Source organism: Rhodanobacter sp. UC4452_H20 (genome assembly GCF_052978205.1).
In genome coordinates this window covers 49,232-70,074 of sequence record NZ_CM129662.1, presented here as the reverse complement: position 1 = coordinate 70,074, position 20,843 = coordinate 49,232, and the positions used below count along the sequence as shown (strand labels likewise).

Sequence of the window (20,843 nt, the reverse complement as noted above, 5' to 3'; positions counted from 1 at the left end):
CCACGCCTGATCGGCGAGAATGTCTGCTGCCCATGTCTTCCCCGCCCATGCCCAACTCCGAATCCGTCGACGCAGCCACCCCCGCGGCGACCGCACGCGGCCAGCACCACGCCGGCCTGCGCGTCATCGCGATCTACGAGATCATCAAGACCGCGTGCCTGCTGCTGGTGGCGCTGGCGGCGTTCCACTTCTATCGGCAGCAGAACTTCGAGCAACTGGTGCACTGGCTGGAGCACCTGTCGCTGGCCGACAGCAACGGCCTGCGCTGGAAACTGGTGGAACTGCTGCACCAGCTCGGCCCCGGCAAGTTCGAGGCGGTGGGGCTGGTGGCGCTCGGCTACGCGGTGCTGTTCGGCATCGAGGGCGTGGGCCTGTGGCTGGGCAAGCACTGGGCCGAGTGGTTCACCGTGATCGCCACCGGTTCGCTGATCCCGCTGGAACTGTACGAGACGCTGTACCACTTCGGCTGGATCAAGCTGGCCACCCTGGTCGGCAACGTGGCGATCATCGTCTACCTGGTACGCATCGCGCTGCAGCCGGGTGTCGCCCCGCCCGCAGGGGAACGCCCTCACACCTCGTGATGCACCGCCTCGGCCGGCAGCTCGTCGCGCCGCGGCATCAGCTCCACCAGGTACATCGCTGCCAGCACCAGGCCGCCGCCGGCAAGCATGCGCCAGGTCAGCGCATCGACGCCGAGCAGTACGGCGAAGGCGGCGGCGAACACCGGCTCGGTGGTCATCACGATGGCGGCACGTGCCGCCGGCAGATGCGATTGCGCCCAGGTCTGCATCACCATCGCGCCGGCGCCGGCGATCAGCGCCATGTACAGCACGACGAACCAGGCGCCGGGGTCCGGCGGCAACATCGGACCGTGCGGCAAGGTGGCCAGCGAGCAGACCCCGGCGATCGCCACCATCTGCACGGCCGACAGGCCGAACGCCTCGCCGCGGCGGGACCACTGCCCAAGCAGCACGATGTGCAGCGCGTAGCACGCCGCCGACGCCAGGGTCAGCCACACGCCCAGGTTGATCTCGAAGCCGTCGAGCGTGAGCAAGGCCAGGCCCGCGGTGGCCACGGCGATGGCCAGCCACACGCTGGCCGCGACGCGCTGGCGCAGCACCAGCAGTGCAAGGATCGGGGTGAACACCACGTACATGCCGGTGGCGAAGCCGCTGACGCTGGGCGAGATCAGCGCCAGTCCCCAGGTCTGCACCAGCTGCCCGACACCGTAGATCACGCCGAGCAGCAGGCCGCGCCGGATCTGCAAAGCGCCGAGCCGCCACGCCTGCCGCCCGAACAGGAGCACCATCGCCAGCGCCGCCATGACGAAACGCACGGCCAGGAAATCGGCCACCGGCATGCGCCCGAGCACGTCCTTGATCAGCACGAAGGTCGAGCCCCACACCGCCGTCATCGCGATCAGGCCGAGAGTGGCGAGGATGGTCAGGGTGCGTGGGGTCATCGGCGAGGAGTGCGTGGAGAGGAGTGAGGAGTGAGAGAACGACAGCGGCGCGACGAGGCGATGTTGCCTCTGGCTTTCCTCACTTGCTTCTCGTTTTCAGCCGCCACCATTGGCCGGGGACCTGCAGCACGAAGTGCGTCCAGATGCCCAGCCACACCACCGCCGACACGAACGGGTTGCGCGCGGCCGGATCATGCTGGCGGAACCAGCGCCACATGCCGCGGTGCTTGTGCCGGCTGACGAACACCGGGCGATGACGGCTGGAGCTGCCCTTGCCATGGGCCACGCGCACGTCGCCGGCAAGCAGCACCCGGTAGCCGATGTCGCGCACGCGGCGGCACAGATCCAGATCTTCGCAATGCAGGAAGTATTTCTCGTCGAAGCCGCCGAGGCGCTCGAACATCTCGCGAGTCAGCAGCATCAGCGCGCCGGAAACCACCTCGCATTCGATCAGCTCGGCGGGAATCTCGCCGCCGACTTCCACCGTCTCGCCGGGCCGGCCGAGCAGCGTGTTGAGCGACCGGCGCAACAGCGGATCGCGCCGCCGCGAAGCCGGGTCGGGCCGACCCTCCGCGTCGCACACCACCGCGCCGATCAGGCCGGCCTTCGGATGCGCGGCCTGCACCGCCAGCAACCGCCTGAGGTCGTCCTCGCCGATCAGGCAATCGGGGTTGAGGATCAGCAGCGCGCGGCCGCCGGCCTGCTTCGCGCCCAGGTTCACCGCCGGGCCGAAGCCGATGTTGCGATGGCTGTAGATCAGCTTGAGCCGCTCGTCGTGCTCGTACGCCCGCGCGATCGCCGGCGGCACGCCATCGTGCGAAGCGTTGTCGACCAGGATCAGTTCCAGCGGCAGCCGGCAGGCAAGCACCTGGCGCACGCAATCGCGCAGATCCGGGCCGCTGTCGGCCGCCACCACGATCACGCTGAGCGCCGGCGAGGACGAGGACGGAGGAATGGCAGGCATGTTCACCGCGCGAAGTATGCGCGGAGACGCGCAGCACGTGAACCTCCGGTTCCCCGCGCGCAGGAGCCCGCTTGCGGGCGATGCCCTTGGGCCGGGAATGGGGAATGGGGAATCGCAGAAGCAAAAGGGAAAGCATCGCCCGCGAGCGGGCTCCTACGGGGTGTGGGGAGGGTCTGGTGGTTCGTCGGCGTCGTGGCCCAGCACGGCGGCCAGCGCCAGCGGCATGGTGCCTTCGCGGCGGCTGAGCCAGGGTTGCTCGCGGTGCCAACCGCACAGTTGCCAGCCGCGCAGGCGGTGCCGTCGATCGCGCTGGCGATCCCACAGCAGCACGCCGCGCTTGCCGCTGCAGGCGACAAACCAGCGACCGGCGGGACTGAAGGCGATGCGGGTGACGCCGTCCCGCATTTCGACGCGGGTGCCATCGTCGAAACGACAGCCGCCGGGCTCGCCATGCACCGCCCCGCCGAGGGGGTCGGGCAGCTCGCCACGCGCTTCATGCCATTGCGGCGGCGACAGCTCGATGATCTCGGCCGGCGGTCCGATCGGTGCGTGGGCGAGTTCGGGCCATTCCGCGGCGGGCGGCCCGGCGGGCGCACGGCGCAAGTCCCGATCAAGCCAGGCTTCCAGCCCGGCCAGCAAGGTGTAACCGACCAGCGCGCCGAGCAGGGCCGCGCCCCAGGCGAAGGCATCGCCACCCAGGATGCGCTGCAGGGCAAACAACCAGCCCGGCAGGCCCCAGCGCAAGGCGCTCCGGATCAGCGCGGCATGCGCAGTTGCCAGCCGATGCTGCAGCAGCAAGACCGCCGCGGCGAGCGCCAGCAGGATCGGCAACCCCAACCACCACGGCAGCAACGCCAGCAGCACCACCCACAGCGCGGTGCAGCCGGCGAACATCCACGCGGGGCGACGCCGAGTCATCGCTGACGCCAGCGCCACATGCCGTCGATCAGCCGCACCACACGCGTGCGTTGCGGAACATCCGCATCCACGGCGAATCCTCGCCCCACGACTCCGGGTGCCAGCTCATCTGCACGCTGCGGAACACCCGCTCCGGGTGCGGCATCATGATCGTCACGCGGCCGGCGGCGGCGGTGAAGCCCGCCAGGCCGCCGGGCGAACCGTTGGTGTTGAGCGGGAAGTTCTCGGTCGGCTTGCCGCGGTTGTCGACGAAGCGCACCGCGCCATGCGATTTCGACGGGCTGCACGCCTGCGGAAAACTCACCCGCCCCTCGCCGTGCGCCACCGCCACCGGGATGCGCGAGCCGGCCATGCCCTGGAAGAAGATGCTGGGCGAATCGAGCACCTCCAGCGTGGCCACGCGCGACTCGTACTGCTCCGACGCATTGCGCAGGAACTTCGGCCAGTGCTGCGCGCCGGGGATGATCTCCTTCAGTTGCGACAGCATCTGGCAACCGTTGCACACGCCCAGCGCGAACTTCGTCTCGTCGGCGAAGAACGCCTCGAACTGCGCACGCAGCATGTCGTTGTAGAGGATCGACGTGGCCCAGCCGCGACCGGCGCCGAGCACGTCGCCGTAGGAGAATCCGCCGCAGGCGGCGAAGCCGCGGAAGTCGGCCAGCTTCACTCGGCCGCTGGCGAGATCGGACATGTGCACGTCGACCGCCTCGAAACCGGCACGCGTGAACGCGGCGGCCATCTCGACCTGGCCGTTGACGCCCTGCTCGCGCAGGATCGCCACGCGCGGCCGCGGGCCCTTGGCGATGAACGCGGCGGCCACGTCCTCGGCCGGGTCGAACGCCAGCCTGGGGCTGATGCCGGGATCGGCGTCATCCATCCGCCACTCCAGCTCGGCATCGGCGCTCTGCGGGTTGTCGCGCAGGCGCTGCATGGCGTGGCTGGTTTCGTTCCACGCCTTGTACAACTTGCTCCAGTTCCACTTGACGAAGACTTCGTCGCCGAGGAACAGCTTGATGCCGAGCTTCTCCTTCGGCCGGCCGACGCGATGGCTGATGCCGGCCAGGCCGAACTTCACCAGCAGCGACTCGAATGCCTCGCGGTTGGCCTCGGCCACCTGCACCACGGCGCCCAGTTCCTCGCTGAACAGCGCGCGCAAGGTGGCTTCGGCCCAGCCGTCGAGATGCAGCTCCAGGCCGCAGTGGCCGGCGAAGGCCATCTCCAGCAAGGTGGTGATCACGCCGCCGTCGGAGCGGTCGTGGTAGGCCAGCAGCAGGCCATTCGCATTGGCCTGCTGAACCAGTTCGAACAGCGCCTTGAGGCGCTTGGCATCGTCCAGGTTGGGCGGGATGCCGCCGGAGCGATTGAACACCTGGGTCAGCGCCGAGCAACCGAGGCGATCGCGCCCGGCACCCAGATCGATCAGCCACAGGTCGGTGGCGCCGCGGTCGAGCTTGAGTTGCGGCGTCAGCGTGCGGCGCGCGTCGCCGACGCGGGCGAAGCCGGTGATCACCAGCGACACCGGCGACACCGTGCGCTGCTCCTGCGCGCCGTCCTTCCACACCGCCTGCATCGACAGCGAATCCTTGCCGACCGGGATCGAGATCTGCAATTGCGGACACAGTTCCATGCCCACCGCCTTCACCGCGTCGAACAACGCGGCGTCCTCGCCCGGATGATTCACCGCGGCCATCCAGTTGGCCGACAGGCGCACCTCGCCGAGGCTGGCAATCGGTGCGGCAGCCAGGTTGGTGATCGCCTCGCCCACCGCCAGGCGCGCCGCATCGGCGCTGTCGAGCACGGCCACCGGCGCGCGCTCGGCCATCGCCATCGCCTCGCCGGCATAGCCGTCGAAATCGGCGAGCGTCACCGCGCAATCGGCTACCGGCACCTGCCACGGACCGACCATCGGGTCGCGGTGGTTGAGCCCGCCGACGGTGCGGTCGCCGATCGTGATCAGGAAGCTCTTGCTGCCCACGGTGGGCAGGCGCAGCACGCGCAGCAGCGCCTCGTCCAGGTCGATGCCGGTGAGGTCGGGCAGCAGGTCCACCCGCGGCGTTACCCGCACGGCGTCGCGATGCATGCGTGGCGGCTTGCCGAACAGCACGTCCATCGGCAGGTCGATGACGGTCAGCTCGCGGCGCGGATCGGTCAGCAGCAGGCGGCGCTCGCGCGTGGCCTCGCCCACCACGGCGTACGGGCAGCGTTCGCGGATGCACATGGCCTCGAATTCGGCGAGGTTCTCCTGCGCGATGGCGAGGACGTAACGCTCCTGCGATTCGTTGCTCCACACCTGCATCGGCGACAGCGATGGATCGTCGCAGGGGATTTTCGACAGGTCGATCACGCCGCCGACGCCGGCGTCGTTGAGCAGCTCGGGGATCGCGTTGGAGAGGCCGCCGGCGCCGACGTCGTGCACGCTGACGATCGGGTTGTGCTCGCCGCGCGCCCAGCAGGCGTCGATCACTTCCTGGCAGCGCCGCTCCATCTCGGCGTTGTCGCGCTGCACCGAGGCGAAGTCCAGCTCCGCGCTCGACGCGCCGCCGGCCACCGACGAGGCGGCGCCGCCGCCCAGCCCGATCAGCATCGCCGGCCCGCCCAGCACGATCACCGCGTGGCCGGGCTGCACCGCGCGCTTCAGCACATGGTCGGGACGCAGGTTGGCCAGGCCGCCGGCGAGCATGATCGGCTTGTCGTAGCCGCGGCGCACCCCGGCCTGGCCCGGCACTTCGCTTTCCCAGGCGCGGAAATAGCCGCCCAGGCAGGGCCGGCCGAATTCGTTGTTGAACGCGGCCGCGCCCAGCGGGCCGTCGCGCATGATCTCGAACGCGCTGGCCATGCGCGGCGGCAGCGGGCGGTCCACTTCCCACGGCTGCGGCGCGCCCGGGATGCGCAGGTCGGACACCGAGAAGCCGGTGAGCCCGGCCTTGGGCTTGCCGCCGCGGCCGGTGGCGCCCTCGTCGCGGATCTCGCCGCCGGCGCCGGTGGCCGCGCCGGGCCAGGGCGCGATCGCGGTGGGATGGTTGTGCGTCTCCACCTTGATCGCGTAGTCGATGCGCTCCTCGTGCCCGCGCCACACGCGGTCGGCGGGGTCGGCGAAGAAGCGCTTGCCCGTGCTGCCCTCGATCACCGCGGCGTTGTCGCTGTAGGCAGACAGGGTATGTGCGGGCGACTGCTGGTGGGTGTGCTTGATCATGCCGAACAGGGTCTTGTCCTGTTCCTCGCCGTCCACCGTCCAGTTGGCGTTGAACACCTTGTGCCGGCAATGCTCGGAGTTGGCCTGGGCGAACATGAAAAGTTCGGCGTCGGTGGGATCGCGACCCAGCTCGGCGTAGCGTTCGACCAGGTATTCGATCTCGTCCTCGGCCAGCGCCAGGCCCAGGCGCCGGTTCGCCGCGGCGAGCGCCGCCTGCGGATCGGCGCCCAGCGCCACGTGCACCAGGTCGCCGGGCGTGCCGGCCAGGAACAGGCCTTGCGCATCGTCCAGGCGGGCCAGCACCGATTGCGTCATCGCGTCATGCAGCACACCCATGATCGCCGCATGATCCGGCGCGCCGGGTTCGGGCAGGCCGCTGAGCTGCCACGCCAGCCCGCGCTCGACGCGGCGCACGTCGAAACCCGCGCCATGCAGGATGTCGGTGGCCTTGCTCGACCACGGCGAGATCGTGCCCAGCCGCGGCACCACCCACAACGTGGCCGGCTGCGGCGCGGCGTCCTTCGCCTCCAGCACGGCCAGCAGGCGTTCGCGCAGTGTGCCCTCTGGCGCCGCGTCCATGTCGAGCACGAACACATGCCAGGCGGATTGCACGCGCACGCCCCGGTGCACGGCGTCGAGCCGTGCATTGAGTCGTTCGAGGCGGAACGGCGAGAGGGCGCTTTGCCCGTCGAATGCGATCATGCGGGAAGGGGGCGCTGTGCGGAGGAAACGCCCATTCTACCCCAATGCTGCAATACGGCATAAGCCGCCCGGGCGGGATCAGCCGCCCGCTTGCAGAGCCTGCAGCAGCTGCTCCGGCGTCACGTAGCCGCCCAGCACGCTGCCGTCCGGCCCGATGATCGTGGGCGTGCCGCTCACGCCCAGCTTCACGCCCAGGTCGAATTGCTGCTTCACCGGGTTGGTACAGGTCGCCGCCGGGGGCGCGTGGCCCTTGGTGGCGGCAGTGAGCGCGGCCTTGGGGTCCTTCGCGCACCATACCGAGACCATTTCCTTGTAGGTCGGGGTGAGGTTTCCGGCGGTGGTGGTCACGCCCTCGCGCGGCCAGGCCAGGTATTCCACCGCGATGCCCGCCTTGTTGAACGCGGCGATGTGCTCGTGCAGCGCGCGGCAGAAGCCGCAGTTGACGTCGGTGAACACGGTCACCGTGTACTTCGGCTGCGCCGGCGCGAACACCAGCCGCTGCGACGCCGGCACCTTGGCCAGCGCGGCCACGCGGAACTTCGCCCAGGCATCGTCGCTGAGGTTCTCGCGGCGACTCAAGTCGACCACGTCGCCGTGCATCAGGTACTTGCCGTCGGTGCTGATGTAGACCATCTGACCCGACGCGATCACCTGGTAGAAACCCGGCAGCGGTGCCGGCTGGATCGAGTCGACCACCACCTTCGACGACAGCTTGGCGATGGCCTGCTGCACCATCTGCACCGCCGCCGGCGTGATCGTGGGGCCGACCACCGGCGCGTTCGCCGGCGCGGTGGCGGCCAGCACCTGGCCGGCCCAGGCCAGCCCACCCAACAACAGCAGCTTCTTCAACATCCGACGGCCTCGGCACGTTCAGCATCGCCCGCAGGACGCGTGCGACAACGCGGCATTCTCGCACGGCGCATGGGCCGCCTTGCCCAACTGCGGCGAAACGGCGCGTACGATGGTTCAGTAGCGCAGCAAACTGTGCAGCGGGCCACGTTCCGCCCAGCGTACGCGTCCCGCCAGCGCGTCAAGCTCGATCACCACGCCGGCGCCGACCAGCGTCGCGCCGGCCCGCTCGATCAACTCCGCCGCCGCGCACAGCGTGCCGCCGGTGGCGAGCACGTCGTCCACCAGCAGCACGCGCTGCGCCGGCTGCAACAAGCCATCGCGGATCTCCAGCCGATCCTCGCCGTACTCCAGCCGGTAATCCACCGCCTGCACCGGCGGCGGCAACTTGCCCGGCTTGCGCAGGGGCACAAAGCCGGCCTCGAGCCGCAGCGCCAGTGCCGCACCGAAGATGAAACCGCGTGCCTCCACGCCGCCCACCACCTGCACGCCGCTGTCCCGCCACGGTGCGGCCAGCGCCTCGATGCAGCGCGCGAAACCGTCGGCGTTGGCCAGCAGCGGGCTGACGTCGCGAAACATCACCCCGGCTCGGGGGAAATCGGGCACGTCGCGAATCAGCTCGGCCAGGTCTTGCATGCACGCCTCCGGGAATCGCCATCGAGGCACCTACAGTAGCAAGCGCACCGCCGGCTCGCGCTTGACCGCAGCGCAACGGGCGCGCAAGGCTGACCGCCCTGCCGCCCGCGAAGGAGAACCCCATGCACCGCAGCCGCCTGTGCAGCCTCATGATCGACTGCCACGCCGACGACCTCGACGAAGCCGCCCGCTTCTGGTCGCGGGCACTCGGCCGCCCCATCAAGGAAGGCGCCGATCCCGCGCAGGAGAAATACGTCGGCCTGATCACCCATGACGACGAGCCCGTCATCGAACTGCAGAAAGTCACCCACCCCAGCCGCGTGCATCTGGACATCGAGAGCGACGACATCGAGGCCGAAGTGCACCGACTGGAAGTCCTCGGTGCGAGGAAGGTCGAAGCGATCCGCACCTGGGTGGTGATGGAAGCCCCCACCGGTCACCGCTTCTGCGTGGTGCGGCCGCAGCGCGGGGAGATGGGGGCGCATGCGAACGAGTGGCCGTGAGCGACCGATGGCTCAGCGCAAGCTGGACTTGCGCACCATCAGCTTCACCGGCAGCACCTCGCTCTCCACCGATTCGCCGCGGATCAGGCCGAGCAGGCTGTCGACCAGGACCGCGCCGGCCTGGCCGGTGTCCTGCAGCACGGTGGTCAACGGCGGGTTGACGAAGCTGGCGGTGGCGATGTCGTCGAAGCCGGCCAGGGCGACGTCCTGCGGCACGCGCAGCCCGTGGTCGCTGAGCGCGCGCATGGCGCCGATCGCGATGAGGTCGCTGGCGGCGAACACGGCATCGAAGCCGGCTTCCTGCAGGATCAGCCGGCGCATGGCCTCGTAGCCGGAGTGTTCGGTGCTCTCGGCGTTCTCCTGCAGCGCGGGGTCGACCTCGACGCCGGCGGCGGTGAGTGCGTCGACGTAGCCGTTGTAACGGCCGAAGAACTCCGGGTAATGGCTGGAGGCGTCGCCGAGGAAGGCGATGCGCCGGCAGCCGCGTTCGAGCAGGTGCTCGGCCACCTGCCGCCCGCCGTAGACGTTGTCGCTGCCGAACGACACCCCGGGCTGGTCCGGCAGCACCGCGCCCCAGCGCACGAAGCGGGTGCCCTGCGCGACGAGCTTTTCCAGCTTGTCGCGGTAGGCGAGGTAGTCGCCGTAGCCGAGCAGGATCAGCCCATCGGCCTTCTTGCTGTCGGCGAAGTCGGCGTGCCAGTCGTCGGACAGCTGCTGGAACGAGATCAGCAGGTCGTGGCCCTGCAGGGCGCAGGCGCGGGTGATCGAGCCGAGCATCGACAGGAAGAACGGGTTGATGTGCGACTCGTCGGCAGTCGGGTCCTCGAAGAACAGCAGCGCCAGCGTGCCGGTATGCATCCGGCGCAGGTTCGAGGCGTTCTTGTCGAGCTTGTAGTTGAGCTGCTCGGCGGCGGCCTGCACGCGCCGCCGGGTTTCCTCATTGACCAGCGGGCTGCCGCACAGGGCGCGCGAGACCGTGGCCTGGGACACTCCGGCCAGGTGTGCAATGTCGATCGATGTGGCCTTGCCCTTCATCCGCGACCCGATCCGTCAGCATCTCGTTCAATCGCGCGCGATGAACCGTGGCCGGGCCATCGCCGTTGCCGCATCGTAGCTGCTTTGCGCGCCGCGCGTCGTAGACCGCCCGGCGCGCTTCCACGCCGAGGCAGGCGCTGGCCGGCGGCCGCGCGCCGGTACCGCCGCTGAAGCCGTGCTCCATGATCCTCATGCCTGCATGTCCTCCAGTTCCACGCCCTTGGTCTCGCGTACCGCGCGCAACACGAACACCAGCGACAGCACGGCGAACGCCGCGTACAGGCCGTAGGCAAAGGTCAGGCCCAGTTCGGCCAGTGCCGGGAAAGTGCTGGTGATGGCGAAATTGGCCAGCCACTGCGCGGAGGCGGCCACCGCCAGCGCGGTGGCACGGATGCGGTTGGGGAACATTTCGCCGAGCAACACCCACACCACCGGCCCCCAGCTCACGCCGAAGAACACCACGTAGGCGTTCGCCGCGACCAGCGCCACCATGCCGACCGCGCCGGGCAAGGTCAGCTCGGCGCCGCTGCCGACGGCCTGCGAGAAGCACCACGCCATTATCCCGAGGGTGATCGCCATGCCGGCCGAGCCGACCACCAGCAGCGGCTTGCGCCCGATCTTGTCGACCAGCGCGATCGCCACCAGCGTGACCAGCACGTTGACGATCGAGGTGACCACGGTGATGGTGAACGAGTCGGCCTCGCTGAAGCCCACCGAGTGCCACAGGGTGGCCGAGTAGTAGAAGATCACGTTGATGCCGACGAACTGCTGGAACACCGACAACGCGATGCCGATCCAGACCACCGGCAGCAAACCCGTGCCCTTGCTGCACAGGTCGCGCAGGCGCGGCTTGTGTTCCGAGCGCAGGCTGGCCTCGATGTCGCCGAGTTTCTTGTCCAGCGCCGCGGTGCTGTGCATCGACAGCACCTTCTGCAGCACCACCCGCGCATCGGCCAGGCGGCCCTTGGCCACCAGGTGGCGCGGCGACTCGGGCACGCCCAGCACCAGCAGGCCGTAGATCAGCGCCGGGGTGACCGCGGCGAGGAACATCCAGCGCCACGCCGGCAGGCCCAGCCACAGCACCTCGGCTGCGCCGCCGGCCGCACCGGCCAGCCATGCATCGCTCAGCAGCGCGGCGAAGATGCCCAGCACGATCGCCAATTGCTGCATCGAGCCGAGCCGCCCACGAATCCGCGCCGGCGCCACCTCGGCGATGTAGGTCGGCGCGATCACCGAAGCCACGCCCACGCCGATGCCGCCGACCAGCCGCCACAGGACCAGGTCCCACACCGCCATCGCCAGGCCCGAACCGGCGGCGGCAGCCACCAGCAGCACCGCGGCCACCTGCATCGTGCGCACGCGGCCGAAGCGGTTGGCCAGCATGCCGGCGTACCACGCCCCCAACGCCGAACCGAGCAGCGCGCAGGACACGGTGATGCCGATCTCGCCCGCGTTCAGCCCGAAATGGGCGCGGATCGCGTCGACCGCGCCGTTGATCACCGCCGTGTCGAAACCGAACAGGAAGCCGCCCAGGGCGGCGGCAGCCGAGATCAGGATCACCCGCAGCGTGGCGTGCTGGCCCAGCCCATCTGTCGCGCTCGTCGAACTCATTGCCTTCCCCAGGTCATGACAGGTCGCCGTGCCCCCGATTCTGCGGTGCACGCATCGCGCTGTCCGGTTGAATACGTATGCAGCGCCGTCAGCCCGCCATCACCTTGCCCCACGGGCCGGTAAACGATTACGGTCGTCCCGTGGTTGCAGTATGACAGCGCTGTCAAACACGTCCAGCATAACCCGCCCGTTTCACCCTGGGAACCACCCGGGATGACCGTCGGCGCGCGTACCGGACGCACGCCCGCATCCAGGCGCCGAATCACTGGGGAGAATTGATCACCGCGAGGAAATCGCGCCCATAGCGTTTGAGCTTGGACTCACCGACGCCGCTGATGGTGGCCAGTTCGTCCTCGTTGGCGGGCATCGCGCGCAGCATCGCCAGCAAGGTGGCGTCGTGGAATACCACGTAGGGCGGCACGCCCTGCTGCTTCGCCAGTTGCGTGCGCAGGGCACGCAGCGCATCCCAGGTGGATTGCTCGTAGGCCTCGATGCCCAGGCTGCCGCTGGCCACGCGACTGGCTTCGCGCTTGCGCCGGCCGGCGCGTTCGGGACGGGCGTCCTCGCGCAGCCGCACCGTCCGCTCGCCGCCGAGCACGGCGCGGCTGGCGGTGGTCAGGCGCAAGGTGCCGTAGCCCTCGGCGTCGGCCTCCAGCAGGCCGGCGGCGAGCAACTGGCGGAACACCGAGCGCCACTGTTTCTCGTCCATGTCGGCGCCGACGCCGAAGGTGCTCAGGCGATGGTGGTCTAGACCGAGCACGCGCTCGGTCTCCTCGCCGCGCAGCACGTCGATGACGTGGCCGGAGCCGAAGCGCTGGCCGGTGCGGTACACCGCCGACAGGGCCTTCTGCGCCACCACGGTGGCGTCCCAGGTCTTCGGCGGCGCCACGCAGTTGTCGCAATGGCCGCAGGGGCCGGGATAGGTTTCGCCGAACGCGCCCAGCAGCAGCTGGCGGCGGCAGTCGGTGGCCTCGGCGTAGGCGAGGAGCGATTCCAGCTTCTGCCGCTCGACGCGCTTGCGGTCGTCGGCCGATTCGGACTGCGCGATCATCTGGCTCATCGTCACCACGTCGGACAAGCCGTAGATCATCCACGCCTCGGCTGGCAAGCCATCGCGGCCGGCGCGGCCGGTTTCCTGGTAGTAGCCCTCGATGCTGCGCGGCAGGTCCAGGTGCGCCACGAAGCGCACGTCGGGCTTGTCGATGCCCATGCCGAACGCCACCGTGGCCACCATCACCACGCCGTCCTCGCGCAGGAAGCGCTGCTGATTCTTCGAGCGCGTGGCCGCGTCGAGGCCGGCGTGATACGGCAACGCCTCGATGCCCGATTCGGCCAGCCACTGCGCGGTGTCGTCCACCTTGCGCCGACTGAGGCAGTAGACGATGCCGGACTCGCCCTCGTGCCCGAGCAGGAATTCCCCCAGCTGGCGCTTCGCGTTGTGGCGCAAGCCCACGCGATAGCCGATGTTCGGGCGATCGAAGCTGGAGATGAACTGACGGGCGTCCTGAAGCGCCAGCCGCTCGACGATCTCCTCGCGCGTGCGCGGGTCGGCGGTGGCGGTGAGCGCGATGCGCGGCACGGCAGGAAAGCGCTGCGGCAGGATCGCCAGCTCGCGATATTCGGGGCGGAAATCGTGACCCCACTGCGACACGCAGTGCGCCTCGTCGATGGCGAACAACGCCACCTCGGTGCGTTCGAGCAGGTCGAGGAAGCGCGCCGTCAGCAGCCGCTCCGGCGCCACGTAGAGCAGGTTCAGTTGGCCGGCCAGCAGTTGCTTCTCCACCTCGCGCTGCGCGTCCGCGGCCAGGCTGGAGTTGAGATACGCCGCCGCCACACCCGCCTCGCGCAAGGCGTCGACCTGGTCCTGCATCAGCGCGATCAGCGGCGACACCACGATCGCCGTGCCCTGCCGCAGCAGCGCGGGAATCTGGTAGCACAGCGACTTGCCGCCGCCGGTCGGCATCAGCACCAGCGCGTCGCCGCCCTCGCCCAGGTGCTCGACGATGGCTTGTTGCTGGCCCCGGAAACTGGGGTAGCCGAAGATGTTGCGCAGGATGTCGAGGGCGGCGGAATGCATTGGCCGAATGCTAGCAAATGGGGACGGCGGGGTCGGGCGCCGTCGGTGTAGGCCCGGAGCGCGCGCGGATGCCGGAAAGATCAAGCTGCGTTCGTGCGCCGTGGGTGTCGGCGTTTGCCGCACGGCCTGCGTCGCGAAGCTCACTCCATACCGCAGCCAACCCCGGCGCAACTGACCGTGTTGAAGTCGTACAGGGTCGAGTGACCGAGTTTTCCGGTGGGCCGCGGTACGCCCTTGGGCACGAAGAAGGTGGCCGAATTCGCGCCGTACAATCCGGCCGGCAAGGTGTACGCCTTCAGCACCACGTAGGCGCGGAACATCGAGGGCATGCGCGGTGCCGGGGCGCCGCCGGCAATCGGCGGCGCATCGACCGGAGCGTGCTGCCGGGCGCGTCGGGCAGCGATCCACGCCGCACCGTCGGAAGCGTCCGCTTCGCGCAGAAAACCGTCGCGCACGCCCTGCTCCAGCCCCGCCGGCCCGGCCAGCGAGCTGTTCGGCAAGCGGAACGCGGAGGCCGGCCTGGCGCTTCCATCGGTGACCAGCGCGCTGCCTGCCGGCAGCGGTGATCCGACCACCACCTCGCCGCCCTGGGCGGGATACAGCATGTCGACCGGACGGCCAAACATGCGGCGTGCGATCGGGTTGAGCTTGCCGGCATTTTTTGGCGCCACGTAGAAATATTCGCAGCGGCTCCTGTTGTCGTACGTGCTTGTCCGCACCGGCACGTCGGCGGGCAGGCCGGTGATCTCCTGCCGGTGATAGCCGCTCACCAGCACCGCCAGAATGCGCGTGCCCGGCGTCCAGCCGACGCTCCACACGGTGGGTTCGTAGGCACCCAGCATCAGTACCACCGGCGCATCCGGCTGGTTGACCGCCACTCGCATGGCAGTGGCCTCGTGCCCGCTCTGGTCGATCTGGAAATCCTGCCGACTGCCGCCGTAGGCACCGGCGGCGTAGATCCTGGTCGACGGCGGCAACTGCAGGCCGGTGAACGCGCAGCCCGCAGTGGCCGACGCGGCATCGGCAGCAAATGCGAATGGCTTGGTCGGCGCCGACACCGGCGCGGCAGGCTGCGGCGCCGGACCGCTCGCCACGATTGGCGTCCGCGCCGCAACGGAAGCGGTCGCCGCGGGCGCCTGCGCGAGGCCGGTCGAGGGGGCCTCGGGGAGACAACCGGTCATCGCCAGACAGGTCAGCGCGAGCAGCAGGGAATGCGTGTTGGTCACCGGAGAAATCCTTGTCGTGGTTGCGCGCGGGCCGCCGGCGTTCAATGCGACTTGAAGAATGCCGCAAACGCCGCCGCCGTGCGCTCGATGCCGTCGTCGTCGACGTCCAGATGCGTCACCAGCCGCAAGGTCGGCAGGTAGCCGATGCTGATGCGGATGCCGGCCCCGCGCAGATGGACGTCCAGTTCGCGCAGGCGCGTGGCCGGCACGTCGACGAAGACCATGTTGGTGTGCTGACCTAGCAGGTCGATGCCGGCGATCTCGCGCAGGCGACCGGCGAGGTAGGCCGCGCGCCGGTGGTCGTCGGCCAGCCGCGCCACGTGATGATCCAGCGCGTGCATCCCCGCCGCGGCCAGCATGCCCGCCTGGCGCCAGCCGCCGCCACAGACCTTGCGCCAGCGGCGCGCCTTGTCGATCAGCGCATGCGAGCCGAGCAGCACCGAGCCCACCGGCGCGCCCAGACCCTTGGACAGGCAGATCGAGACGGTATCGAAATGCCGCGCGAGATCGCGCGCCGGCACGCCGCAGGCCACCGCGGCGTTGAACAGCCGCGCGCCGTCCAGGTGCAGGCCCAGCCCGTGCGCGCGCGCCGTGTCGTGCGCGGCGCGCAGGTAATCCAGCGGCAGCGGGCGGCCATGCCAGGTGTTCTCCAGCGCCAGCAGGCGGGTGCGTGCGAAGTGCGGGTCGACCGGCTTGATCGCCGCCTCGATCCGCACCAGCGGCAGGCTGCCATCCTCGTCCTGCACGATCGGCTGCGGCTGGATCGAGCCCAGCACCGCCGCGCCGCCGCCCTCGAACTTGTAGGTGTGCGCATCCATGCCGACCAGGTACTCGTCGCCGCGCTCGCAGTGCGCCAGCAAGGCCAGCAGGTTGGACTGGGTGCCGCTGGGCACGAACAGTCCGGCATCGAAGCCGAGGTCGTCGGCCAGCCGCTGCTGCAGCGCGTTGACCGTCGGGTCCTCGCCATAGACGTCGTCACCCACCGCCGCCGCCAGCATCGCCTCGCGCATCGCCGCCGTCGGCCGCGTCACCGTATCGCTGCGCAGATCCACCCCATCCATCACACCCTCCCGCTACCGTTGCCGTTGGTTCTTGCCATTCCCTATTCCCTATTCCCCATTCCCTGCTCAATCACACCCTGCGCCTGAAATACAGCCAGGCAATGCACGCCAACAGCATCGCCGGCAGCAGGTTGGCGAGGAATGGCGGCAGGCCGTAGACGGTGCCAAAATTCACCATCGCCTGCTGCATGAAATACCAGCCGATCGCCAGCAACATGCCGATGAACAGGCGCTTTCCCAGGCCGCCGGAACGCAGTGTGCCGAACGCGAACGGCATCGCGCACAGCACCAGCACCAGCACGTTGAGCGGATACAGCGCGCGGCCCCAGAACGCCACCGCGTAGCTGCCCGGGCTCTCGCCGTTGCTCTCCAGGTAACTCATGTTGCGGCGCAGGTCGCGCATCGACAGGTATTGCGGTTGCACCACGGATTGCGCCAGCACCTGCGGGTTGAGGCTCGACGGCCACGACTCGTTGGCGGTGGTGGTGGAATGCGTGCCCTGCTCATCCAGCGTGGTGCTGCGCACGCCGTGCAGGATCCATTGGTGGCCGTCGTGCGTGGCGCTCTGCGCCAGGCGGAAGCGCTTGAGCTGACCGTCAGGCGTGAAGGTGAACACGCGCACGTCGCTCAGTTGCACCTCGCTGACCCCGTCGTGCTCCTTGAGCGAGGTGCCGCGTGCGTTGATGATGTCGTTGCCGTCGCGCGCCCACAACCCGCTGCCGTCGCCCAGGCCCAGGTTGCCCGAGCGCACGCGCAACTGCATCGCCTGCGCCTGCTGGTCGCCCCACGGCGCGACGGTTTCGCCCAGGATCACCACCCCCACGATCAGCACCGCCACCACGCCTGCCGCCGAGCCGGCGATGCGCAATCGCGACAGGCCGGCCGCGCGCAAGGCGGTGAGTTCGCCACTGCCGGCCAGGCCGCCGAGGCCGAGCAGGCCGCCGATCAGCGCGGCGTTGCCGAACATCTCGTAGGCGCGGCGCGGGAACGTCACCAGCACGTAGACCGTCGCATCGGTCACCGTGTAGCCGTGCTTGCCCACGTTGCCCAGTTGGCGCAGGAACTGGGTCACCGCATCGAAGCCGGTGAGCACCAGCCACACCGTCAGCAGCGAGCCGAGCACGCTGAGCGCCACCAGCCGATCCACCCGCTTGATGCTGAATATGCCCATCACGCGGCACTCGCCGCCGTGCGCACGCGCCGCGGGGAATACTGTTTCCACAGCAACCAGCCGGCCAGCCCCAGCGCGAGCAGGTGCAGGCCCCACAGCGGCGCCTGGCTGTGCCAGTGATCCTTGCCGATCTGCGCGCGCCCCAGCGCCAGCAGCAGGTAGTAGAGATAGAACGCCAGCATCGCCAGCAGCAGCCGGCCGTACTTCGGCTCGCGCGGACTCTGCCGCGCCAGCGGCAACGCCAGCAGCACCAGCACCAGGGTCAGCGGCGCCGCATTGCTGCGCCAGGCGAACTCGGCGCGATCCTCCGGATTGTCGGACTGGAACAGCGCCCAGCTGGTCTTGGAGTGCGCGGGATCCTCATCCTCGTCGGCCTGCACGCTGGACAGCGACGTGTCGTTCTGCCGGTACTGCATCTGGCGCCAATTGTCGGCACCCAGCGGGATGTCGTATTGCCAGCCATCCTTGAAGGCGATGAAACGGCCCTCGCCGTCGCTCTCCTGGTACAGCTGGCCGCTGGCCGCGCTGACCACTTTCAGGTGGGCCCCGCCTTCCTTGCTGTTGCGCTGGGTCGCGACGAAGGTGCGGCCCAGTCGTGTGCCGTCACGGCTCAGGCTGTCGACGAAGATGATGCCGCCCTGGGCGGGCAGGCTGGTGAAGCGCCCGGCGTCGAGGCCGGCGGCGATCACCGAACGGTTGGCCGCGGCCACCAGCGCATCGCTGGTGCGTACCGCCCACGGACCCAGCCACAACGCCACCACCAGGGTGATCGCCACCAGCACCGCGGCCAGCACCGCGACCGGACGCAGCAGGCCCGCCGGACCCATGCCGGAGGACGACAGCACGTGCATCTCGCTCTCGCGGTACATGCGGCCCAGCCCCATCAGCACGCCGATGAAACTCGCCAGCGGCATCAGGTTGGTCAGGCCGTCGAGCGTGCGCAGCCCCAGCACCTGAAACATCACGCTGGCCGGAAAGCTGCCGCTGGCCACCTGCTGCAACACCTTGGCGAACGCGCTGCCGGCCACGATCACCAGCAGGACCACCACGGTGGCGGCGACGGTCTGCGCCAGCTCACGCAGGAAGTAGCGGTCGAGGATGCTCAGCATGCGATAAACTTGATGGCTTGTGCGGTGACACCCCGGGAGCGTGGGCGGCAGAAACTTCCGAGGCGAAAAATGTGGATGCGCGAGGACGGGTTTTCGACGGTTCGCCGGCCCATGGTGGTTCCATGGGTCAAGAATCGGCGGAAATACGGACCGCGCAGCCGCTTTTGCAGCCCGGAAGATTTCTGCCGCCCACGCTCCCAGGGGCGGCGAACCGCAAGTCTAGCCTGTCCGGCCACGACCGGGCCCACACGGGAACGCATCCGATGACTCTCCAGTTCAGCCTGACCAACACTGCCGCCACTGCCGTCGACAGCCCGTGCATCGTGGTCGGCGTGTACGAGCAGGCGGTGCTGGGCAACGCCGCCGAAGCGGTGGATCGCGCCACCGGCGGGTTGATCCGCCAGCAACTCGAAAGCGGCGACATCAGCGGCAAGGCCGGCAGCACCAGCGTGCTGTTCGCCCCGCCGGGCATCGCCGCCAAACGCGTGATGGTGGTCGGCCTGGGTGCGCAGAAATCGTTCGACGGCGCGCGCTTCCAGAAGATCCACATCGAAGCCGCGCGTGCGCTCGGCCGGTTGCCGTTGAACGCGGCGGTGTCCTATCTCACCGACGTGGACGTACCCGGCCGCGACGCCGCCTGGCGCGTGCGCGTGGCGGCGCTGGCCAGCGATTTCGCCGCCTACCGCTACACCGCCACCTTCAAGCCGCGCGACAAGGCCAAGCCGGCGGAACTGGCCACGCTCGCCTTCGCCGCGGGCGACGAGGCACACGCCGCGCTGGAGCAGGCCACCGCCATTGCCGAAGGCGTGCGCTTCGCACGCGAGCTGGCCAACCTGCCGCCGAACATCTGCAACCCCGCCTACATCGCTGCCCAGGCCCAGGCCTTCGCCGACCTGCACGACAAGGTCAACTGCCAGGTGCTGGACGAAGCGCAGATGGCCGAGCTGGGTTTCGGCTCGCTGCTCGCCGTGGCGCGCGGGTCGGCCAACAAGCCGCGGCTGATCGCGCTGGAATACAAGGGCGGCGATCCGGACGACAAGCCGTATGCCTTGGTCGGCAAGGGCGTCACCTTCGACTCCGGCGGCCTCAGCCTCAAGCCCGGCCCCGGCATGGAGGACATGAAGTTCGACATGGGCGGCGCCGCCGGCGTGATGGGCGCGTTCGTGGCCGCGGTGAAGATGGGCCTGAAGCGCAACCTCGTGTGCGTGGTGCCGAGCGTGGAGAACATGCCCGGCGGCGACAGCTACCGTCCCAGCGACGTGCTCACCAGCCTCTCCGGCCTCACCATCGAGGTGCTCAATACCGATGCCGAAGGCCGGCTGATCCTGTGCGATGCGCTGACCTGGACGGCGAAGACCTACCAGCCGCACACCATCGTCGACGCCGCCACCCTCACCGGCGCCTGCGTGGTCGCCCTGGGCAAGCATGCCAGCGGCCTGATGAGCAAGCACGACGACCTCGCCGCCGAGCTGCTCGCCGCCGGCGAGGAAACCCTCGATCGCGCCTGGCGCCTGCCGCTGTGGGACGACTACCAGGTGCAACTGGAATCGGGTTTCGCCGACGTCGCCAACATCGGCGGCAAGACCGCCGGCGCGATCACCGCCGGCTGTTTCCTCTCGCGCTTCACCGACGGCCAGCGCTGGGCCCACCTCGACATCGCCGGCACCGCCTGGGAAGACGGCCGCAAGGGCCTCGCCACCGGCCGCCCGGTGGCGTTGCTGGCGCAGTGGCTGCTGGATCGGGAATAAGGAAATGGGGAATGGGGAATAGGAAGAGCTGGCAGCCGCAACGGCGGCGTTGCCTTTACTATTCCCCATTCCCCATTCCCCATTCCCAGCCTGATGCGCGCCGACTTCTACCTGATCGCCAACAAGCCACGCTTCATCGAGCAGCCGCTGCTGCTGGTGTGCGAGCTGGCGAAAAAGGCCTACGCGGCGCAGCAGCCGACGCTGATCCTGGCGCGCGACCACGAGCAGGCCCACGAAATCGACGAACTGCTGTGGGCGTTCGACGACGACGCGATGATCCCGCACCAGCTGGCCGGCGACGACGACGACGAATTCACCGCCGTGCTGATCGTACCGCCCGGCGTCGACACTCCCGACCGCCCGCTGCTGATCAACCTGCGCGACCGCTGCCCCGACCAGCCGTGCGAACGGGTGCTCGAAGTGGTACCCGCCGACCCCGATGCCCGCGACGGCTCGCGCGAACGCTGGCGCGAGTACCAGCGACGCGGTTTCGAACTCCACAAGAGCGACCAGTAGGAGCCCGCTCGCGGGCGATGCTCTGGCTCCCGCGAATGCCCGTTCCCTGTTCCCGATTTTCG

At 69.4% G+C, this 20,843-nt stretch carries 17 protein-coding genes; 4 read left to right on the top strand and 13 right to left on the bottom strand.

What is annotated here, in order from left to right; translation table 11 throughout:
* Positions 1 to 47: 47 nt before the first annotated feature.
* Positions 48 to 581: a DUF2127 domain-containing protein gene (locus ACVCMC_RS00270; RefSeq protein ID WP_447099533.1), complete on the top strand. Its 534-nt coding sequence runs from the start codon at positions 48 to 50 to the stop codon at positions 579 to 581.
* Here ACVCMC_RS00270 and ACVCMC_RS00265 read toward each other — a convergent pair.
* The 6 genes from ACVCMC_RS00265 to ACVCMC_RS00240 all read right to left on the bottom strand — a co-directional run bounded on the left by ACVCMC_RS00265 (position 569) and on the right by ACVCMC_RS00240 (position 8,724).
* Entirely contained in the window at positions 569 to 1,462 is an 894-nt protein-coding gene (locus ACVCMC_RS00265; RefSeq protein ID WP_395119941.1) for a DMT family transporter, read from the bottom strand. The genes ACVCMC_RS00270 and ACVCMC_RS00265 overlap by 13 nt on opposite strands.
* Before the next feature lie 79 nt (positions 1,463 to 1,541).
* On the bottom strand, positions 1,542 to 2,426 hold the full coding sequence (locus tag ACVCMC_RS00260; RefSeq protein WP_447098270.1) for a glycosyltransferase family 2 protein: 885 nt from the start codon (positions 2,424 to 2,426) through the stop codon (positions 1,542 to 1,544).
* 153 nt (positions 2,427 to 2,579) lie between these two features.
* Positions 2,580 to 3,344 (bottom strand): hypothetical protein, encoded by a 765-nt coding sequence (locus tag ACVCMC_RS00255; RefSeq protein WP_447098269.1) that lies wholly within the window; start codon positions 3,342 to 3,344, stop codon positions 2,580 to 2,582.
* Positions 3,345 to 3,372: 28 nt separating this feature from the next.
* A complete protein-coding gene (gene purL, locus ACVCMC_RS00250) occupies positions 3,373 to 7,239 on the bottom strand; it encodes a phosphoribosylformylglycinamidine synthase (protein ID WP_447098268.1) in 3,867 nt (1,288 codons plus the stop codon).
* A 78-nt stretch (positions 7,240 to 7,317) separates the two neighbouring features.
* Entirely contained in the window at positions 7,318 to 8,091 is a 774-nt protein-coding gene (locus ACVCMC_RS00245) for a thioredoxin fold domain-containing protein (RefSeq protein ID WP_395119947.1), read from the bottom strand.
* A 114-nt stretch (positions 8,092 to 8,205) separates the two neighbouring features.
* Positions 8,206 to 8,724: an adenine phosphoribosyltransferase gene (locus ACVCMC_RS00240; protein WP_447098267.1), complete on the bottom strand. Its 519-nt coding sequence runs from the start codon at positions 8,722 to 8,724 to the stop codon at positions 8,206 to 8,208.
* Positions 8,725 to 8,846: 122 nt separating this feature from the next.
* Between ACVCMC_RS00240 and ACVCMC_RS00235 the strand changes: the two genes are divergently transcribed.
* Positions 8,847 to 9,227: a VOC family protein gene (locus ACVCMC_RS00235; RefSeq protein ID WP_447098266.1), complete on the top strand. Its 381-nt coding sequence runs from the start codon at positions 8,847 to 8,849 to the stop codon at positions 9,225 to 9,227.
* Between the two features lie 12 nt (positions 9,228 to 9,239).
* Here the strand turns inward: ACVCMC_RS00235 and ACVCMC_RS00230 are convergent, their stop codons facing one another.
* The 7 genes from ACVCMC_RS00230 to lptF form a co-directional block, all read right to left on the bottom strand.
* Positions 9,240 to 10,262 (bottom strand): LacI family DNA-binding transcriptional regulator, encoded by a 1,023-nt coding sequence (locus ACVCMC_RS00230; RefSeq protein ID WP_395119950.1) that lies wholly within the window; start codon positions 10,260 to 10,262, stop codon positions 9,240 to 9,242.
* Positions 10,263 to 10,451: 189 nt separating this feature from the next.
* Positions 10,452 to 11,873 (bottom strand): sugar porter family MFS transporter, encoded by a 1,422-nt coding sequence (locus ACVCMC_RS00225; RefSeq protein ID WP_447098265.1) that lies wholly within the window; start codon positions 11,871 to 11,873, stop codon positions 10,452 to 10,454.
* Positions 11,874 to 12,135: 262 nt separating this feature from the next.
* On the bottom strand, positions 12,136 to 13,950 hold the full coding sequence (gene recQ, locus ACVCMC_RS00220) for a DNA helicase RecQ (protein WP_447098264.1): 1,815 nt from the start codon (positions 13,948 to 13,950) through the stop codon (positions 12,136 to 12,138).
* 140 nt (positions 13,951 to 14,090) lie between these two features.
* Positions 14,091 to 15,176, bottom strand: a complete 1,086-nt coding sequence (locus ACVCMC_RS00215) for a hypothetical protein (RefSeq protein ID WP_447098263.1) — start codon at positions 15,174 to 15,176, stop codon at positions 14,091 to 14,093.
* Between the two features lie 41 nt (positions 15,177 to 15,217).
* Entirely contained in the window at positions 15,218 to 16,237 is a 1,020-nt protein-coding gene (gene ltaE / locus ACVCMC_RS00210) for a low-specificity L-threonine aldolase (protein WP_447098262.1), read from the bottom strand.
* A gap of 70 nt (positions 16,238 to 16,307) precedes the next feature.
* On the bottom strand, positions 16,308 to 17,408 hold the full coding sequence (lptG, locus tag ACVCMC_RS00205) for an LPS export ABC transporter permease LptG (protein ID WP_447098261.1): 1,101 nt from the start codon (positions 17,406 to 17,408) through the stop codon (positions 16,308 to 16,310).
* A complete protein-coding gene (gene lptF / locus ACVCMC_RS00200) occupies positions 17,408 to 18,517 on the bottom strand; it encodes an LPS export ABC transporter permease LptF (RefSeq protein ID WP_395119957.1) in 1,110 nt (369 codons plus the stop codon). The genes lptG and lptF overlap by 1 nt, the downstream gene beginning before the upstream one ends.
* 263 nt (positions 18,518 to 18,780) lie before the next feature.
* Here lptF and ACVCMC_RS00195 point away from each other — a divergent pair, with 263 nt between their 5' ends.
* Entirely contained in the window at positions 18,781 to 20,265 is a 1,485-nt protein-coding gene (locus tag ACVCMC_RS00195; RefSeq protein ID WP_447098260.1) for a leucyl aminopeptidase, read from the top strand.
* Between the two features lie 93 nt (positions 20,266 to 20,358).
* Complete coding sequence (locus ACVCMC_RS00190) at positions 20,359 to 20,781, top strand: DNA polymerase III subunit chi (RefSeq protein ID WP_395119959.1); 423 nt, start codon at positions 20,359 to 20,361, stop codon at positions 20,779 to 20,781.
* Positions 20,782 to 20,843: the final 62 nt, after the last annotated feature.

Bases quoted from the DNA above. Each gene is read 5' to 3' on its own strand.
- ACVCMC_RS00225 (WP_447098265.1), bottom strand. From the start codon at position 11,873: ATGAGTTCGACGAGCGCGACAGATGGGCTGGGCCAGCACGCCACGCTG.
- ACVCMC_RS00265 (WP_395119941.1), bottom strand. From the start codon at position 1,462: ATGACCCCACGCACCCTGACCATCCTCGCCACTCTCGGCCTGATCGCG.
- ACVCMC_RS00270 (WP_447099533.1), top strand. From the start codon at position 48: ATGCCCAACTCCGAATCCGTCGACGCAGCCACCCCCGCGGCGACCGCA.
- lptF (WP_395119957.1), bottom strand. From the start codon at position 18,517: ATGCTGAGCATCCTCGACCGCTACTTCCTGCGTGAGCTGGCGCAGACC.
- lptG (WP_447098261.1), bottom strand. From the start codon at position 17,408: ATGGGCATATTCAGCATCAAGCGGGTGGATCGGCTGGTGGCGCTCAGC.
- purL (WP_447098268.1), bottom strand. From the start codon at position 7,239: ATGATCGCATTCGACGGGCAAAGCGCCCTCTCGCCGTTCCGCCTCGAA.
- ACVCMC_RS00230 (WP_395119950.1), bottom strand. From the start codon at position 10,262: ATGAAGGGCAAGGCCACATCGATCGACATTGCACACCTGGCCGGAGTG.
- ACVCMC_RS00235 (WP_447098266.1), top strand. From the start codon at position 8,847: ATGCACCGCAGCCGCCTGTGCAGCCTCATGATCGACTGCCACGCCGAC.
- ltaE (WP_447098262.1), bottom strand. From the start codon at position 16,237: ATGGATGGGGTGGATCTGCGCAGCGATACGGTGACGCGGCCGACGGCG.
- recQ (WP_447098264.1), bottom strand. From the start codon at position 13,950: ATGCATTCCGCCGCCCTCGACATCCTGCGCAACATCTTCGGCTACCCC.
- ACVCMC_RS00190 (WP_395119959.1), top strand. From the start codon at position 20,359: ATGCGCGCCGACTTCTACCTGATCGCCAACAAGCCACGCTTCATCGAG.
- ACVCMC_RS00260 (WP_447098270.1), bottom strand. From the start codon at position 2,426: ATGCCTGCCATTCCTCCGTCCTCGTCCTCGCCGGCGCTCAGCGTGATC.
- ACVCMC_RS00240 (WP_447098267.1), bottom strand. From the start codon at position 8,724: ATGCAAGACCTGGCCGAGCTGATTCGCGACGTGCCCGATTTCCCCCGA.
- ACVCMC_RS00195 (WP_447098260.1), top strand. From the start codon at position 18,781: ATGACTCTCCAGTTCAGCCTGACCAACACTGCCGCCACTGCCGTCGAC.
- ACVCMC_RS00245 (WP_395119947.1), bottom strand. From the start codon at position 8,091: ATGTTGAAGAAGCTGCTGTTGTTGGGTGGGCTGGCCTGGGCCGGCCAG.
- ACVCMC_RS00255 (WP_447098269.1), bottom strand. From the start codon at position 3,344: ATGACTCGGCGTCGCCCCGCGTGGATGTTCGCCGGCTGCACCGCGCTG.